This is a genomic window from Bifidobacterium favimelis (assembly GCF_037963085.1).
GTDB classification, from domain to species: domain Bacteria; phylum Actinomycetota; class Actinomycetes; order Actinomycetales; family Bifidobacteriaceae; genus Bombiscardovia; species Bombiscardovia favimelis.
Genome location: NZ_JBANDZ010000002.1, coordinates 38,314 through 54,981 on the forward strand (window position 1 = coordinate 38,314; position 16,668 = coordinate 54,981).

Sequence of the window (16,668 nt, forward strand, 5' to 3'; positions counted from 1 at the left end):
AACATCGAGAGGGCCCGGAAGACCACACCTTCCGGGCCCTCTCGTGTATGGATTCCGGACAGGGACCCCATCGACGGCCCGGCAGAGCTCAGGAGTCCCGGCGGATCGAATACACGCGGTCGGCCCGGGCCAGGGTTCCCCGATGCCGGGTCAAGGGGCGCGGCCGCCGCTGAAGCACCCCCTGCGTTTACGATGGTTGTGAAAACAGGGGTCGGGGCCGGAAACGGTTGAATGCCGGTCCGTCATCACCCGAGAAGGTTGGAGGCGCTGTGGGAAAGGGCTCAGGCAGGGTGACGATGCAGGATGTCGCCGATGTGGCTGGCGTCACTGCCAGAACGGTGTCGAACGTGGTCAACGACTATCCCTTTGTCCGTGAAGAGACCCGCAAGAGGGTCTGGGAGGCCATCGACAAACTGGGATATACGATGAACCTGTCCGCACGGGGACTCAAGCAGGGCAAGGCCGGCTTGATCGCCCTGGCCCTGCCCGACCTGACCATGCCCTATTTCGCCGACTTGGCCAACGCCGTCATCACACAGGCCCAGGCCCACGGCATGAGTGTGATCATCGAACCCACCTTGTCCAGTCCCACCACGGAGCGACAGGCCCTGCGCCGGGTCCGCGGCCAGCTGGCGGACGGGGTCATATATTGCCCCTTGGAAATCAACCCCGAGGAGCTGGATAGGATGGACCTGGGGATTCCGGTCGTTGTCCTGGCCCAGTGCGAGGGAAGGCCCAAGTACGACCATGTGATGATACGGAACACCGATGCCGCCCAGGCGGCCACGGACCTCCTCATCCGGGGGGGATCCCGCCGAATCGTGGCCCTGGGCCTGGGGGCGGGCCAGAAGGTGGGTCCTTCCGCCCAGCGTTTCCTGGGATATCGTCAGGCCTTGGCGGCGCACGGCCTGCAGCCGGACCCCGACCTGGAGGTCGTCACCCGGGCCTGGCATCGGTCGGATGGGTTCCGGGCGATCAATGATCTTTGCGAGAGGAGAATCCGGTTCGACGGCGTATTCGGATTCACCGACCAGGTTGCGGCGGGGGCCATGACCGCCCTCCAGATCAGGGGCCTGTCGGTCCCCGGTGACGTGGCCGTGATCGGATTCGACGACAACGACGAATCACAGTACCTGATTCCCTCACTGTCCACGGTCGACCCTGGCATCGAGCAGATTGCCGAGTATGCTGTGGAGGGCCTGGTCCGTCGTCTGTCCTCCCAGACGGATTTTCCGCGGAAGGTGGTCGAGGTCGACTTTCGGCTTGTGGAGCGTCAGTCCACCCGGAAGGTCTCCTGACCTTTCTGTCATCTGATTGGGTCACCTGGAAACGCCGAGTTTTCATCGTAGAAAAGGGTGCTATGATGGGTTTCATCGATGAAAAAGAACCGAGTTAGATTTCATCGATGAAATCGGCCGGCGGCAGGTGCCGTGCCGGTTCCACATAGGTTCCAGGAGAAAACGGGTCGGCACCCCTCGCAGGCTGTCGGCCGGTCAATGAAGACAGGAGCGATCATCATGACGAAAAAGGCGAACAGGGTCCTGGCTGCGGTCCTTGCCCTGGCTGCGGGTGTGGGACTGACGGGCTGCGGCGGCCAGTCCACCGAACAGGGCGCAGACAAGGTGACAACCATCACCCTATGGCATGGGTTCACGGAAAAGGACGGTGATACCCTCCAGGCCATCATCAAGGATTTCAACGCCTCACAGAAGCATTACAGGGTCAAGGCGGAGAAGAACCCCTGGAATGTCATCAACGACAAACTCATGTCCGGCCTGTCGGCCGGGAACGGGCCGGACATCCTGACCTACCAGGCAGACTCGGCCAGGGGCTTCATCACCCAGGGCGCCTTCCTGCCCACCGACGACTTCTATGCCGATCCCGCCAATGAAACAAAAGTCTACCGGGCCAACGTGGTCAAGGACGGGATGCTGGACGGGAAGCACTACGGGGTGCCCATGGGCCATGCCCCCTACTCCGTCTACTACAACAAAGAGGCTTTCAGGAAGGCGGGGATCGACCCGGGGCAAGCTCCCGCCACCTGGGACGACCTGGTAGACCTCGCCCGGAAGCTGACCGTGGATGCCAACAAGGACGGCACCCCCGAGCAGTACGGCATCGCACTGGCCGACAAGGAGAGCGGCTACATCCCAACCTTCCTCCAGGCCGCAGGCTCGGACCTGGTCGAGGGGGGCAAGGCCACCCTGGATGGAGACAAGGCCGTGAAAACCATGACGTATTGGCGTGACAAGGTCTACGCCCCCCGGTTCTCCCCCTCCAACATCTCACTGACCGATGCCCAGACCCTCTTCGTCTCCGGCAAGGCCGCCATGTTCTTCATCGGTCCCTGGGTGGCTCAGACTGCAAAGGACAAAGGGATTGACGTCGGTACATTCGAGTTTCCCGCCGGGCCGGCTGCCCGGGTGACCCAGGCGGCTTCCCTCTACTGGTATGTCACCTCCCAGGTCGGCCAGGACAAGTCCAAGCGGGAGGGGGCTTACGAGTTCATGCGTTTCTTCAATAACCACCGCAACCAGATCACCTGGGCCACCGAGGCCAATTATCCTCCCAACAGGACGGACATAACGGGTGAGGAGCTGAAGGGCAACCCCCTGATCGCCCAGATTTCCCCATACATGGACAGGGCCAAGCTGCTCCTGGGCAGCCTGAAGACCGGATTCGCCGACGTGCAGTCCGAGCTCAACGCCCTGGGGCCCAAGATCTCCGCCTCCCAGGGGGATATCAGACCCATCCTCAAAGCTTCCAACGACCGGATCCAGTCGCTGATTGACAAGTGAGCCAAAGGAGGATGAAAGGAAGTCCATCCATGAACCCGTCAGTTCAGAGGGCCGGACGCATCCGGCCTCCATACCGACCGAGAAGGCAGATAGTGACGGCCGACGCGCCGGCCCGCCGCAGACCATCGCCCGGCAGGTCCCAGGCCAGGCTGGCATGGGTCTTCTGTGCCGGGGCGGTCATCATCATCGGGGCCTTTGTCTTTTACCCGGCCTTCAGCGCCCTCTATTTGAGCTTCACCGATGCCACGGGGTTCAACCGCCCCTCGCTGGTAGGTCTGGCAAACTACCGAAGTCTCTTCTCCGACCCAGTGACCCTGAGGGCCATGCTGAACACGGCCATATACACACTGATTTACGTCCCGGTTCTGGTGGCCGTCGCATTGGGGGTGGCGATCCTCCTCAACCGCGACGACCTGCCCTTCAGGGGGTTCCTGCGGTCGGTCATCTTCCTTCCCTTTGTCATTTCGATGGCCGTCGCCGCCATGGCGTGGAAGTTCATCATTGACCCCAATCTGGGTTTCCTGCCCTATTGGCTGTCGAAGGTAGGCATCCACATGGGTGACCTGCTCGGCAGCACAGCCTGGGCCCTGCCTACGGTGACCGCCGTGGGAATCTGGAAGAACTTCGGTTATTTCATGGTCATCTTCCTGGCGGGTCTGCAGGGGGTGTCGCGCGAGCTCTACGAGGCGGCCGACCTGGATGGTTGCGGCCCCTGGCAGCGCTTCCGGGCCGTCACGCTGCCAGGATTGTCAGGGACGATGACCTACGTCGTGATCATGGCCCTGATACAGGCCTTCCAGGCCTTCGACCAGATATACGTGATGACTTCGGGCGGGCCGGACCACATGACGGAGACCATGGTCTACCGCATCTACACCGAGGGGTTCAGGAATTTCCATCTGGCGGGGGCGTCCGCACTCTCATACGTCCTCCTCCTGGTCACCTTCCTCGTCGGGGTAATCCAGCTGGTCCTCAACGCACGCCGAGAAAAGGAGGACCTATGACGAGACCCTCCCTCCTGCGACACCTGGCCGGCCGGGTGGCCGTCTGCCTGGTCTTGGCGGCTACGGCGGCCGTGACGGTCTTCCCCTTCCTGGTCTGTCTGATCACGTCCTTCGCGCCGGATCGTGACGTGAATTCCTGGCCACCCCGTTTCATCCCCTCCTCTTGGACCATGGCCAACTACCTGGCCCTCTTCCAGCGGGTGCCCGTGGGCAGGCAGTTCCTCAACTCGCTGATTTTTGCATCGGCGGTCACGGTCTGCTCGTTGGTTTTCGACTCTCTGGCGGCCTATGCCCTTGCACGTCTGGATTTCAGAGGGCGCAACACCCTCTTGGTCGTCCTGATAGCCAGCATGATGATTCCCTACCAGGCCCTTCTCATCCCCCTTTACAGGATGCTGGCCTCCCTGGGGGTCATGGCCTCCTCCACCATGGTCGCCATGGTCATGCCCCGGATGGCGGATGTGGCCGGGATCTTCCTCCTGCGCCAGTTCTTCGTGTCCCTGCCGAGGGATTTGGACAACGCCGCCAGGTTGGACGGGGCCGGAGAGTTCAGGGTCTTCTGGTCCATCGTCCTTCCCAATGCCCGACAGGGCCTTTTCACACTTGGCCTGTTCAATTTCATGAACAACTGGAATGACCTCCTGTGGCCTCTGATCATGACCAATCGGACGGAGGACCGGACCCTCATAGCGGGCCTGTCCATGCTCAACGGATCGGTCGGCGGGGCCGTGCCCTACGGAATCATGATGGCCGGTTCGGTCATCGCCGCCATCCCCCTGGTCATCGTCTTCGCCTTCATCCAAAGGCAGTTCGTGGAGGGGGTGGCCATGACCGGGATGAAGGGGTGAGGAGGAGCCCGCCAGGCTGTGCGCAGACGGGATGCAGATGAGGGCCGAGAGGCAGGTAGGACGCCCTGAAGGGTGGAATGGAAAAGGAGGACGCCGGATGGCGGACCGTTTGTTTGCAGGTAGGAGACTGAACTTCTCGGTGGGGTTCGAGGACACTTTCATCCCCCAGGCCGGGCCGGGCATGAGGCCCCTCGATGAGTACGCCCTGACAGGCCACTATGAGCACTGGTCTCATGACCTGGGCCTGGCCGCCGCCCTGGGGGTGGACCAGGTGCGGTGGGGGATCCCCTGGTACCGGATCAACACCGCCCCCCACGCTTTCCGCTTCGATTGGTTGGACCAGGTCGTGGACCGCTTCTGCGCCCTGAATCTGGAACCGATCGTGGATCTGATGCACTACGGGACCCCGACCTGGCTGGAGGGGGGGTTCGCCAATCCTGATTACCCCTCCTGGGTGGCGGAATACGCCAAGGCTGTAGCCGACCGCTACCGGGGCCGGCTGAGGGTGTACACCCCCATGAACGAACCCCTCCTCAACGCCCTCTACTGCGGCCAGTACGGATATTGGCCCCCGTATTTCAAGGGGGAGGAGGGCTTCGCCGCCATCCTGCGCAGCCTGACCCGGGGGATGGTGCTGACATATGAGGCTCTGTCGGAGGCGGACCCCTCGGCGGTCTTAGTAAACGTGGAGGCCTCCTTCCGCTATGTAGGTGACAGGGACGCCTACCCGGACCAGGTGGCCTTCGCCGACCGCAGACGGTTCCTGGTGGAAGACCTGATCATGGGGAAGGTGGGCGGTGATCACCCCCTCCTGCCCTGGCTGCAGGCTCACGGGTTCGGCGACCTGGATCTGGACTGGTACAAGGCCCACGCCGTGCGGCCGGACGTGATTGGTGTCAACTACTACCCCCAGGTCTCAACGGTCCGATACGTGGCCGGCCACCCCCACAGCGGCAGCCCCCTGGACCCCATGCCCTTCCGCAACGACGGCGTGGCCGGTCTTACGGAGGTCCTGACCCTCTTCGCCGACCGCTACGGTCTGCCGGTCTACCTGACCGAGACCGGTTGGCCGGGTCCGGTGGAGGAGCGGATTGATTGGCTGAAGCAGTCGGTCCAAGCGGTCGATGACCTGCGGGCAGGGGGGATGGACCTGGTCGGGTACACCTGGTGGTCCCTCTTCGACATGATCGACTGGTCCTACCGGTATGGGAAAGACCCGGCAGTCTCCTACCTGTCCGGGATGGGCCTATGGGACCTGGCGGACAATCGAAAAGGTTCCTTCGACAGGGTCAGGACAGCCGCGGCCGACGAGTATGCGCGGATCATCCGGGATCACAGGTGATGCCGAGGGCAGAGGCCTGGTGCGGGGATGGGCCCGCACCAGGCCTGGCCCATCGCCCTCACATGGGCAGGGTCTCGGTGGTCAGGCAGGAGTGGAGGGTCATGACCAGACCCATAAGGATGCCCGCCAGGTAGGGGTTCTTGGTCTTCTCATAGATCTTGCGGGAGACGAAGGAGGCGGAGAACATGGCGGGAATCATCGTGACGATGGTTTCGGAGGTCCAGGAGTTGCCCCCGAAGAAGGGGTTCCAGCCTGTCAGATAGAAGTACCCGTAGCAGCCCAGGCAGAGGATGGCCGGGGCGGCGGCGGTCAGGAGTGACATCCAAATGGTGTTGGCCGTCTTGCTCCTGCCCAGCGTCGTGTTGTAGTTGAAGGAGTTGACCACCAGGGAGTTGACCACAAAGAAGCCCAGGAAAAGGGGGAGGACCTTGAGCATGTCAGGAATCTTGCCGGCCGGGAAGTAGAAGAAGTTCCACTGCCATAGGGCGTACTTGGTGTGGAAGAGGTAGTCGGCGGCGAAGATGATGCCGACCAGGGCCAGGATGCCCAGCAGGCCGATCAGAATGGTCCTCCAGACGGCCCGGCGGGGGATGACCACCCCGGTCTGCCTCAGGTCGAAATTCCTCTTGCGCCCCCGGGTGCGGTACCAAGCCGTGAAGACGACGATGTTGAAAATTCCGTTGAGCAGGCCCCACATGCCGTAGAAGAATGGAGTCGCCTGGCGGAAGAACCCATTGTGGAAGGAGTTGACCTGGAGCATGGACAGGGACCAGGCCACGAAGATGGAGAAGGCGATACCAAGGATCTGCCAGATCCAGAACCATGACCTGTCCCCCCTCCGAATCGGGGCAAGCTGGACTTCGTCGGCCACGATTGCCTTTTTATATGCCCCATATTGCACGATGACCAGCACGAAGTAGATAAGGAAGAGGACGATGCCTACGAAGCCCACCAGGGCGAAGAGGGCGGTCCAGAGCCAAATCTGGTTGTTCGGGTCGCCGGACAGGGAGGTGGGGGCCACTCGGTTGAAGAAGATCAGGGCGTCACGGGCAGTGCTGATGGAGAAGGTTCCCATCCCATGTATCTGCATGGAGGAGAAAATCTGCCTGGTACCCTTGCCGCCGTCCTCGTAGGTCTTGGAGTAGACCCTGTCCAATCCCCGTTCTTCGGTTCCTCCCTCCTTGGGGTCCAGGCCGAAATTGAGGAAGGATTGGGCGCTGCGTGTCTTGATGTAGTTCCTGGCCTGGGTCAGGGGTCGCTGCCGGCGGGCCACCTTGTTGTTGTAGGTGCCGCCGACGAAGCCCTTCTCGGTGAAGAAGAAGGAGTCCAGACGGTCCGAAAAAACGGCGATGTTCCTATCCTGGTACACGTCCGTGTACTTGCCGTCGTCGTCCTTGTAGATGGGGTCGCTGGAATTGAGGAAGACGTTCCTGATGATTCGCCTGTCGGCCTTGTTGTCCAACTGTACGGTCTCGCTGGCTCCCTTGCCGCCTCTGGAGTGGGCGGAGAGCCCGATCTGGTCGGAGTCGACGAAGGGGAGGGTCGTCAGATATCTGGCCGCATCGTACAGGCCTCTGCCACCGTCCAACCATTCGGTTTCCGGCAGGCTCTCCGACTCTCCATGAGAGTACATGTCGATGGAGAAGGTGATGTACCCGTGGCGGGGATACTCCACGTTGAAGACGTCCTGCATCTCTTTGGTGTTGTTGCCCCCGTGGGCCACGACGATGGCCGGGGCCGGGTGCTGCTTGGTGGCCGAGGAAGGGATATAGAGGTTGCCTGCAAGGCGGTGGCCGCTGATGCTCTCCATGGTGACGTGCTCCACCTTCACCCTGCCGAAGTCGCACTGGATGGCCGCTGTGGCAATGGCGCTGATCAGGCAGAGGATCAAGGATACAGACAGCCACTTGTGGGCTTTCGTGGGGAATAGTCGCTTCATGTCTCTCTCCTTTTCCGGAAGAAGCATTCCTTTGGTCCCTCCGGGTCTCATGCGGACATTCCTTCCCCAGGCTATGCGGGTGGCAGTGGGGTCTCCAAGGGGTGTAATGGGAATATGTGCAGCAGAAATGAAGAGTATGCAGTGGAAGCAGCCTGGGGAATTGGTAGGGATAGCAACGATAAGCCGATGAAAACGAGAGCTGGCGATTAGATGCCGTCAGAATCCCTTGGCTACAATGCACATATGACCAACAGCATCCCCTCAGCATCCCTGTCCTCGGCACGGACCCGTCAGAGGATTGAAGGGTTGATACAGGTGGCCCGCCTCTACTACCTGGAGGGGCTGAGCCAAGAGCAGGTGGCCCGCCGGGTCGGGTTCTCCCGGTCTACGGTTTCCAGGATGCTCTCCCAGGCCCGGGAGGACGGAATCGTGCGTATCTCCGTAGGCCACCCTCTCCAACGGCTGATGACTTTGGAGGACGAGCTGCGCAGAAAGTACTCGCTTTCATGCGTGAGGGTGGCACAGTCCTACGACGACGACATAGCCTCCACACTGGTTCCCCAGGCGGCGGCCGACCTCCTGGTGGAGCACCTCAGGCCTGACTCCCTGGTGGTTACCTCCACAGGCACGCCCATGGTCTCCACGGTCCGCATGGTCCCCATCCTGGACTACCCCCATGCCCATGTGACACAGATGCTAGGTTCCATGGCCCCGAAGAGCTCCTTGACCGACTCTCCCGAGATTTGCCGGATGCTGGCCGAACGCCTGGGCTGCGGATACTCCCTTCTGCCGGCCCCCTTGGTCATGGACTCCTCTCGCACGGCAAGGGCTCTGAAGGAGGACAGGCTGATAGCGGCCACTCTGGCCCTGGGAGACCGGGCTGACATCGCCCTGGTCGGGGTTGGGGCCATACGCCATGGCCACTCTGGCCGTATCTTCGACAGGTTCGAAGGTCCGGACATGGCACGGGAGCTGGAGGAGAAGGGGGTCGTGGGCCACATCTGCGGCCACCACATCGATGCCAGAGGGAATCATGTGCACACCTCCTTGTGCGAACGGACCATCAGCATTGATTTCGACCGCTTCCGCCGCATACCCCTGGTCATCGGAGCCGTCTGGGAAAAGTGGCGGGCCGTGGCCCTTCACGCCTGTCTGGTCGGTGGTCTGATCACCGGCCTGGCCACCAACCAGGGGATGGCCGAGCTTCTCCTCGGAATGGACGCCTGATCCCGGCGGCCTTGAGTTTCCTCTGCGACGGGCGGACCGGCCTGTCCGGCCGCCTGGTCTATCAGGTTCTCCCGGCGCGTTCCTGCCGGCCGGGACGCCGACAGAAGCCGGCAACCTGGTCCACCACCTCAATTGCCTCCCGGCCGTTTGGGGTGCCGCACTCCTGGATGGCGAAGTTATGGGCCAGAGGCCGGCCGGCCCTCTTCGGGTAGACGTGGAGGTCGAAATCCTGATGGCGATGGGTCAGTATCCTGGCGAATTCCAGGGTGTTGTCAGCCAGGTAGTCCTCGCAGCTGGTCGCCAGGTAAAAAGCCGGCAGGTCCCCGTCGACGACCACCCGATCCATGTCCAGATAGGGGGCGAACTCGATTTGGTCCCTCATCGTGGGGAAGAAAGCCTCCCGGTAAAAGGAGAGGGCTGCAGCATGCACCCCTCCTTGGAAACGGTACATTCCACTGGTCCCGATCAGGCCGACTGGGGAGGGGACTTCCGGCCGATCGCCGACGGAGGCCCCCAGGCATGAGGCGATTGCATCTGAGTTCAACAAGGCGCAGGCGTAGATGATCAGGAGGGTGGAGGCCGAGTCCCCGGCCAGGAAGACACGTTCCGCATCCATCCCGTAGTCCCCGGCATGGTCCGCCACCCAGGCAAGGACGGTCATGGAGTCATGGAGTTGGTCTTGGAAGGAGACCTGTGGGACCAGACGGTAATCGGCGTTGACAAGGGCCAGACCGCGGTCGGCCAGGTACATGTCCCGGCAGGTGTTGTTGGCTTTGTCCCCGTGATAGAGGCCACCCCCGTGGAAGTCGACGACCGTGGGCAGGAGATGACCGGCATCCCTGCTCTTGGGCAGGTGTATGTCCAGGCGGTGAAGGGGGTGACCGTCGTCCGCATAGGGGATGTCCCACAGGGAGAGGACGGCGGTCGGTCGGGTCTGGGTGGGTATTCGCTCGCGGTCGCGGGCCGTATGCTCCCGAGCTTTCTGCGCCATCAGATCGAGGAGTTCCTGTCTGATCGGACCCACCTCCTCCGGCGGTTTTGCCGCCCGTTTGCCATGCCGCCTCTCTGAGGGGCTGACCTGGTGCCAACCATATATCCCCCAGTCTGTGGATGCCATGGGGTGGTGAGAATCCGTCCACCACCCGGTCGCCTGCCTGGGCGGGGCAGAAATCACGGGGGGGGGGAGGGAGTGCCGGTTCCCTTCCCGGTGACCCCTGCGTGCTAGTATGAGCGGGTTGGCCGAATGCCCTTTTATACGGGCCGGCCAGTTGTCGCCTGATTGCTTTGATTGACGGGATGCTTCCGCGGATTCTTTGCTTTGCTCGCGGCCGCGCGGACCGCTGACCGGCGAGTCTGCATGATATCCCATTTGAAAGGCTTTTGTTTGACAAGCACTTCCATGCCCGGAAAGGGCACGGTGCGACCTGACCGTCGCGCCCTTGTTGATGATGATTCACGTTCCGACCAGGCCCTCCAGGCCGAGCAGGCAGGGGGCGCCGGCCTTGCCGGTACGGGTTCCCCCGCCGGCAAGACCTTCCGCCAGCTGGGCGTACCCGGCCCCCTGGCCTCCCTCTTGGAGGCGGAAGGCAAGGCCACGGCATTCCCCATACAGGCCGACACCCTGCCCGACTCCCTGGCTGGCCGTGACATCTTGGGAAGGGGGAGGACGGGTTCCGGCAAGACCCTGGCCTTCGCCGTCCCCCTGGTGGCAAGGCTGGCCCTTGATGAGGCCACGGCGGACACCGCCTCCGAGTCGGCCGGCAGGTCCGGCAAGAGGGACCTTCCCCGTCCGCGCGGCCTGGTCCTGGCCCCCACCCGTGAACTGGCCAACCAGATTGACGAGGTCCTGGCCCCCCTGGCCAAGATATACCGCTTGAAGACCTGCACCATCTATGGGGGGGTCAGGCAGAGCCGCCAGGTCGACGCCCTGCGCGGCGGCGCCCAGATCGTGGTGGCCTGCCCCGGCCGTCTGGAGGACCTCCTGCACCAGAAGCTTCTCACATTGGAGTCGGTCAGCATAGCCGTCCTGGATGAGGCCGACGAGATGGCCGACATGGGCTTCCTGCCCGCCGTGGAACGCATCCTCGACCAGATTCGGCCCGGTGGCCAGCGGATGCTCTTCTCGGCCACCCTTGATCATGGGGTCGATGCGGTCGTCAAGCGTTTCCTGAAGAACCCCAAGATCCACGAGGTCGACTCGGCCACCCAGCATGTGGACCAGATGACCCACCACATCTTCGAGACCACCCAGGCCGCCAAGCATGACCTTGTCCGCAAGCTGGCCGCCGGCCAGGGCAAGCGGATCCTCTTCACACGGACCAAGTACCAGGCCAAGAAGCTGGCCAAGAACCTCATCGACAACGGGATTCCCGCGGCCCAATTGCACGGCAACCTCTCACAGGGGCAGCGTGACAGGAACCTCAAGGCCTTCGCAGACGGGAAGGTCAGGGTCATGGTGGCCACCGACGTCGCGGCCAGGGGTATGGATGTCAGCGGCGTGGACCTGGTCGTCCAGGTGGATCCGCCGGCCGACTACAAGTCCTTCCTCCACCGCTCCGGCCGTACGGCCAGGGCCGGGCACGCCGGCGATGTGGTGACGGTGGTCCTGCCCGAGCAGAGGCGGGACACCAGGCGGATGCTCCGCATGGCCCACATCGACGCCAAACCTGTGGGGGTCACGGCCAACTCCCAGGAGGTGGGTGACCTTGTGGGATCCCACGCCCCCCTGGTCGAGGGCTGGTCCCTGGATGCAGCCCTGGCGGAGGACCGCAAGCGTGACAGCGGTCGTGAGGGCGGCTCCCGCGGGAGGCGCTCAGGCGGTTCCGGACGCAGGAGGAGGTACGACCGTTCCGACACGCGCTCGGGCGGCTCCCGCAAGGGACGCGACGGAAACCGGCGGACCTCCCCCTTCGGAAAGTCTGACGGCTTCGAGGAGGAAGGCCCCTTCGACGGACGCAGACGGAGCGGGCATGCCGACTTCAACCGCGGCGGTGGCCACCGCGGTCAGGGCCGTGCCGAGGGGGGCCGTGGATACGGCCGCCGCAACGAGGGCCACTCCGAGGAGGACGGTCGGCGGGGAGGTCCCTCCTCCTACCGCGACGGCGGATTCAGGCGCGGCGGGGGCAAGCGGAGACGTGACTCCAGCCCCTTCCGCCAGGCCAGGACCCGCTGACCTTCATCTGTCACGGCGGCCGGTCCTTCCAAGGCCGGTGCCTCCAGGCGGCCCTCTGTGAGGGTCGCCTCTTTGCGCCGTGAATGCCGCTGTCCTCTTGGAGCGTTCCGAAGGGGGCGGGCAATCAGTCCATGGCCCCCTCGCAACTCTCCCTGAGTTCGACCCTGACAGGCAGCTCGGTGGAGATGGGGGGGCTGTCAGGGTCCTCCAGACGCTTTACCAGGGTGCTCACGGCGGCCCGTCCCAGGTCCACCATGGGCTGCCTGACAGTGGTCAGCCGGGGACGGGAGACCGCAGTCTCCTTGATTCCGTCGAACCCCGTCACGATCACCTGGCCCGGCACGTCCACCCCTGCCTCGGACAGGGCTCTCAGGGCACCCAGCGCCATCTGGTCGTTGGCGCAGACCAGTGCCCGGGGGAGGGTGCCCTGTCTGACCAGGCTCCCGGTGATCTGGTAGGCGGACGACTGGGAGAACTGCCCCCGATATATGGGGGCTGCCGAGGGTTCCAGACCCTCGGACCTCAGACCTTCGCAGAAGCCCTCATACCGCTTGCCGTTGTCAGGAGAGTCATCCGTGCCGGCCACGTAGGCCATGCTCGTCACCCCGTGCTCTTCGACCAGGTGTCTGACCAGGACATACATCCCCTTGCGGTTGCTTACCCTGACCAGGTCGAATTCGTTCTCCTGATTGGCCGGCGCGTTGGCTATCATGACGACCGGCAGCCGCTTGCGCAGGAAGGCCAGGACCGTATCCGGCACCGAACGGGCCAGGACAATCAGTCCGTCCACCTTTTCGGACATGCTGTTGATCAACTGGGGGATGTCGTCGCCCTTCCCCCTAAGCCCGATGCTGACCATCAGGGAGAGCCCCTGGCGCCATGATTCCAGCTCGCACCCCCTGAGGACCTCGTCGAAGTAGAGGGAATCGGTGTTGTCCTCCTGGCCTTGGGGCGGATCGATGACCATGTCGGCCGCGTCGTCGCTGGTCAGTTCGAACTCGCCTATCTGGTCAAGCTGGTCGATGTTGGGCAGGAAGAGGCCGATGCTGTTGGTCTTTCGTGCGGCCAGGCTCCGGGCGCTGCCGCTGGGGAGATACCCCAGCAGGCTTATGGCGTTGAGCACGGTCTGTCTGGTCTGCGGCCTCACCCTCTCCGGGGTGCGCAGGACCCTGGAGACTGTGGCTATGGACACATCGGCTTCACGGGCGACATCGTAGACGGTCGGTTTCCTCGCCATCCGGTTTCCTTTCTTTCATTCATTTCATTCAGCATATCATCGAAACCATCCCAGTCTGGCTATTTTTGATAGCGCTGACATCACTTCCGAAAATGTGGCACCCCCTGTGAATATGTATGTAAACGGTCAAAGTTTCAGGTTCTGTCTGCATCTTACGGATAGGATTTGCGCATTTGAATGTAAGCGCATACACTAAGAAGGTGCGATGGTTGACCCGGGCCCGTCACAGGACGCCGTGCAGGTGCGGGACCCACCCGTGCATGCACGTGTCGCCTGACCTCGATGGAAGAGGACGGGATCGACCCGTGGATGTCAGTGCGGACAAAGGAGACATATGAGACGGAAAACAGTGGCGGTGAGAATCCTCGCAGCCCTGGTCGCAGGGGCCACCCTGCTGGGACTGGGGGCGTGCGGAGGCAAGTCCGGCACGGCGCAACAGGCCGGTGCGGGCAATCAGATACTCTTCGGCGGTGACGGTGGCAGCCCCACCTTCATCCGCAATTTCAACCCCTTCTCGACCAGCAAGCGAATCGGTATCAACTTCATCTACGAGCCCCTCGAGGTGGTCAACAGCCTGGACGGCACGTCGACCCCCTTCCTGGCCAGCGGCCACAAGGTGGTGGATCCCAAGACGGTTGAATTCCAGATCCGCGACGGGGTCAAGTGGAGCGACGGCAAGCCCTTCTCGGCTCAGGACGTGGTCTTCACCTTCAACCTGGTCAAGAAGGACGTGGCCCTGGACTCCCTGGGGGTCTGGCAGCACATCTCCTCCCTGGAGGCCTCAGGCTCCAAGGTGACCTTCCATTTCAAGAACAACGATGTGCCGGCCGTCTCGATAGTCAGCCAGCAGAACATCGTCCCCGAGCACGTCTGGAAGGGCGTGAAGGACCCCCTCAAGTGGACCAATGAGAACCCCGTGGGGACCGGCCCTTACAAGCTGGGGACCTTCGCCCCCAACCAGTACACCCTGGTCAAGAACAAGGACTACTGGCAGGCGGAGAAGGTGGCGGCAGACACCATCGTCCTGCCCGCCTCCAACAAGCAGCTCGACCTGGTCAACAAGAAATACGATTGGGCCTACTCCTTCATAAACAACGTGGACAAGACCTGGGTCGGCGCCGACAAGCAGCACAACCACTACTGGTTCCCTCCGGGGGGCACGGTCTCCCTTTACCCGAACCTGACCAAGGCCCCCTTCAACGACGCGAACTTCCGCAAGGGTCTGAGCTACGCGCTTGACCGCACGAAGATAGCCAAGGACGCCGAAGAGGGTTATGTGGACGGGGCCACCCAGACCGGCCTCATCCTGCCCAACCACGACAAGTGGGTCAACGAGTCCATCCCCGACAAGGGCAGGATCACCCAGGACGAGGCCAAGTCCCTGGAGTACTTCGGCAAGGCCGGTTACAAGAAGCAGGGCGACCAGCTGGTGGATTCAACCGGCAAGCAGCTCGAGCTCAACATCACCGTACCCAGTGGTTACACCGACTGGCTGAGGGGTGTGCAGACCATGCAGGGGCAGCTGACCAAGCTGGGCATCGCCGTCAAGCTCACCCAGCCCCAGCCTGCCGCTTACACGCAGGCCCAGAACAACGGTGACTACGACCTTCTGGTTTCCTCCTTCGGCGGGACCGGCAGCGTCTTCCAGGATTACAACGGCCTGCTCAACAGCGAGTTCGCGGTCCCGGTGGGCCAGTCGGCCAACGCCAATTTCGAGCGCTACAAGAACCCCAAGGCCGATGACCTCCTGGCCCAGCTCAAGCAGGCTGCGGACGAGAAGTCCCAGAAGGCCATCGTGGACCAGCTCCAGCAGATCGTCTACGACGACGTGCCTGTGATCGGTCTCTTCTACGGCGGTCTGTGGGGCCTGTTCAGCACCCGGAACTACACGGGATGGCCCAGCAAGGACGACCCCTACACCTCTCCCAGCACCTGGACCCAGTCGGTGCTCATGGTGGTCACCCATATCAAGAAGGCCTGAGAGGTCCGGCCCGGCGTGACCGGGCAGGGCGGGAAGGCCGGTGGCGGTCCCTATGGGTCTGCCGGCCCGGTCTTCCTGCCCTGCCCCCTCTCACACCCCGGCCCCCGCCCTCCACCCTCGCGGATGAAAGGTCGTCACGTGCGATATTTTATCGGGAAAATAGGTTTGTTCTTCGTCACCCTCTGGGCGGCCATAACCGTAAACTTCCTCCTGCCCAGGATGATGCCGGGCTCCCCGGCCGACGCGGCCATAGCCAAGCTCTCGCAGAACGGGCCGGTCACCCCTGAGGTCAGGGCCTCCATAGAGGCCCAGCTGGGAATGCCCAAGGGCAACCTGCTCAGTCAGTACTGGCAGTATCTGGGCGACGTGGCCCACCTGAACTTCGGTGTGTCATACAGCAACTTCCCGCAGAACGTGTCGGATCTGGTGGGGGCCGCCCTCCCATGGACCCTGACCCTGGTGGGACTTGTCACGATCATCTCCTTCATCATCGGCACGGCCCTCGGGGCCCTCATGGCCTGGAAGAGGGGGACGGCGGTGGATGTGACCGGGACGATTTCCAGCTCCTTCCTCTCGGCCTTCCCCTCCTTCTGGCTGGCCCTCATGCTCCTCTTCTTCCTGGGCTACAAGGCGGGTCTCTTCCCGACTTCGGGCGCCTATTCGTCGACCTCGATACCCAACTTCTCGCTGGACTTCCTTTCGGATGCACTGGAGCACTCCATCCTCCCGGCCCTGACCATCCTGCTGACCTCGCTGGGGAGCTATGTGATGGGGATGCGGAACACCATGATCAGCACCCTGGGCGATGACTACGTCACCTTCGCCGAGGCCAACGGCCTGCGCCAGCGGACGGTCATGCTCAAATACGCGGCCCGCAACGCCCTCCTGCCCAACCTGACCTCCTTCGGACTGGTCCTGGGCGGTGTCGTCGGCGGCTCCCTCCTGGTCGAGCAGGTCTTCAGCTACCCGGGGGTCGGCCTCCTCCTCTATCAGGCCGTGACCAACCAGGACTACCCGTTGATGCAGGCCATCTTCCTGATGATCACGATCAGCGTGCTCGTGGCCAACTTCATCGTGGACATTCTTTACGGGGTCCTAGACCCGAGGACGAGGAGGTGAG

At 62.9% G+C, this 16,668-nt stretch carries 12 protein-coding genes; 9 read left to right on the plus strand and 3 right to left on the minus strand.

Features of this window, described 5'->3' with window-relative positions; all coding sequences use genetic code 11:
- The first annotated feature begins 269 nt into the window (after window positions 1–269).
- From V6584_RS06575 to V6584_RS06595, 5 genes are all read left to right on the plus strand, one after another.
- The gene (locus V6584_RS06575; RefSeq protein WP_340486311.1) at window positions 270–1,298 is read left to right on the plus strand and encodes a LacI family DNA-binding transcriptional regulator; all 1,029 of its coding nucleotides are present in this window, start codon (window positions 270–272) and stop codon (window positions 1,296–1,298) included.
- Window positions 1,299–1,517: 219 nt separating this feature from the next.
- Window positions 1,518–2,798 carry an ABC transporter substrate-binding protein gene (locus V6584_RS06580; protein ID WP_340469962.1) on the plus strand — a complete coding sequence of 427 codons (1,281 nt, stop codon included), beginning with the start codon at window positions 1,518–1,520 and terminating at the stop codon, window positions 2,796–2,798.
- A gap of 29 nt (window positions 2,799–2,827) precedes the next feature.
- Window positions 2,828–3,802, plus strand: coding sequence for a carbohydrate ABC transporter permease (locus V6584_RS06585; protein WP_340486314.1), 975 nt, complete (start codon window positions 2,828–2,830; stop codon window positions 3,800–3,802).
- The gene (locus V6584_RS06590; RefSeq protein WP_340469959.1) at window positions 3,799–4,650 is read left to right on the plus strand and encodes a carbohydrate ABC transporter permease; all 852 of its coding nucleotides are present in this window, start codon (window positions 3,799–3,801) and stop codon (window positions 4,648–4,650) included. Before V6584_RS06585 ends, V6584_RS06590 begins: the two co-directional genes overlap by 4 nt.
- 97 nt (window positions 4,651–4,747) lie before the next feature.
- Entirely contained in the window at window positions 4,748–5,992 is a 1,245-nt protein-coding gene (locus tag V6584_RS06595; RefSeq protein ID WP_340469958.1) for a family 1 glycosylhydrolase, read from the plus strand.
- A 58-nt stretch (window positions 5,993–6,050) separates the two neighbouring features.
- On the opposite strand, the gene V6584_RS06600 is transcribed toward V6584_RS06595, so the two are convergent.
- Window positions 6,051–7,931 carry an alpha/beta hydrolase gene (locus V6584_RS06600; RefSeq protein ID WP_340469957.1) on the minus strand — a complete coding sequence of 627 codons (1,881 nt, stop codon included), beginning with the start codon at window positions 7,929–7,931 and terminating at the stop codon, window positions 6,051–6,053.
- 243 nt (window positions 7,932–8,174) lie between these two features.
- On the opposite strand from V6584_RS06600, the gene V6584_RS06605 reads away from it, so the two are divergent.
- A complete protein-coding gene (locus V6584_RS06605; protein WP_340469956.1) occupies window positions 8,175–9,158 on the plus strand; it encodes a sugar-binding transcriptional regulator in 984 nt (327 codons plus the stop codon).
- 61 nt (window positions 9,159–9,219) lie between these two features.
- Here V6584_RS06605 and V6584_RS06610 read toward each other — a convergent pair whose 3' ends face one another.
- Window positions 9,220–10,149: an alpha/beta hydrolase gene (locus tag V6584_RS06610; RefSeq protein ID WP_340469955.1), complete on the minus strand. Its 930-nt coding sequence runs from the start codon at window positions 10,147–10,149 to the stop codon at window positions 9,220–9,222.
- Between the two features lie 393 nt (window positions 10,150–10,542).
- Between V6584_RS06610 and V6584_RS06615 the strand changes: the two genes are divergently transcribed.
- Window positions 10,543–12,330, plus strand: a complete 1,788-nt coding sequence (locus V6584_RS06615; protein WP_422678592.1) for a DEAD/DEAH box helicase — start codon at window positions 10,543–10,545, stop codon at window positions 12,328–12,330.
- 124 nt (window positions 12,331–12,454) lie between these two features.
- On the opposite strand, the gene V6584_RS06620 is transcribed toward V6584_RS06615, so the two are convergent.
- A complete protein-coding gene (locus tag V6584_RS06620) occupies window positions 12,455–13,567 on the minus strand; it encodes a LacI family DNA-binding transcriptional regulator (RefSeq protein ID WP_340469954.1) in 1,113 nt (370 codons plus the stop codon).
- Between the two features lie 334 nt (window positions 13,568–13,901).
- Here V6584_RS06620 and V6584_RS06625 point away from each other — a divergent pair, with 334 nt between their 5' ends.
- Entirely contained in the window at window positions 13,902–15,548 is a 1,647-nt protein-coding gene (locus V6584_RS06625; protein ID WP_340469952.1) for an ABC transporter substrate-binding protein, read from the plus strand.
- 138 nt (window positions 15,549–15,686) lie between these two features.
- Window positions 15,687–16,667 carry an ABC transporter permease gene (locus V6584_RS06630; protein ID WP_340469951.1) on the plus strand — a complete coding sequence of 327 codons (981 nt, stop codon included), beginning with the start codon at window positions 15,687–15,689 and terminating at the stop codon, window positions 16,665–16,667.
- The last annotated feature ends 1 nt before the right edge of the window (window position 16,668 follow it).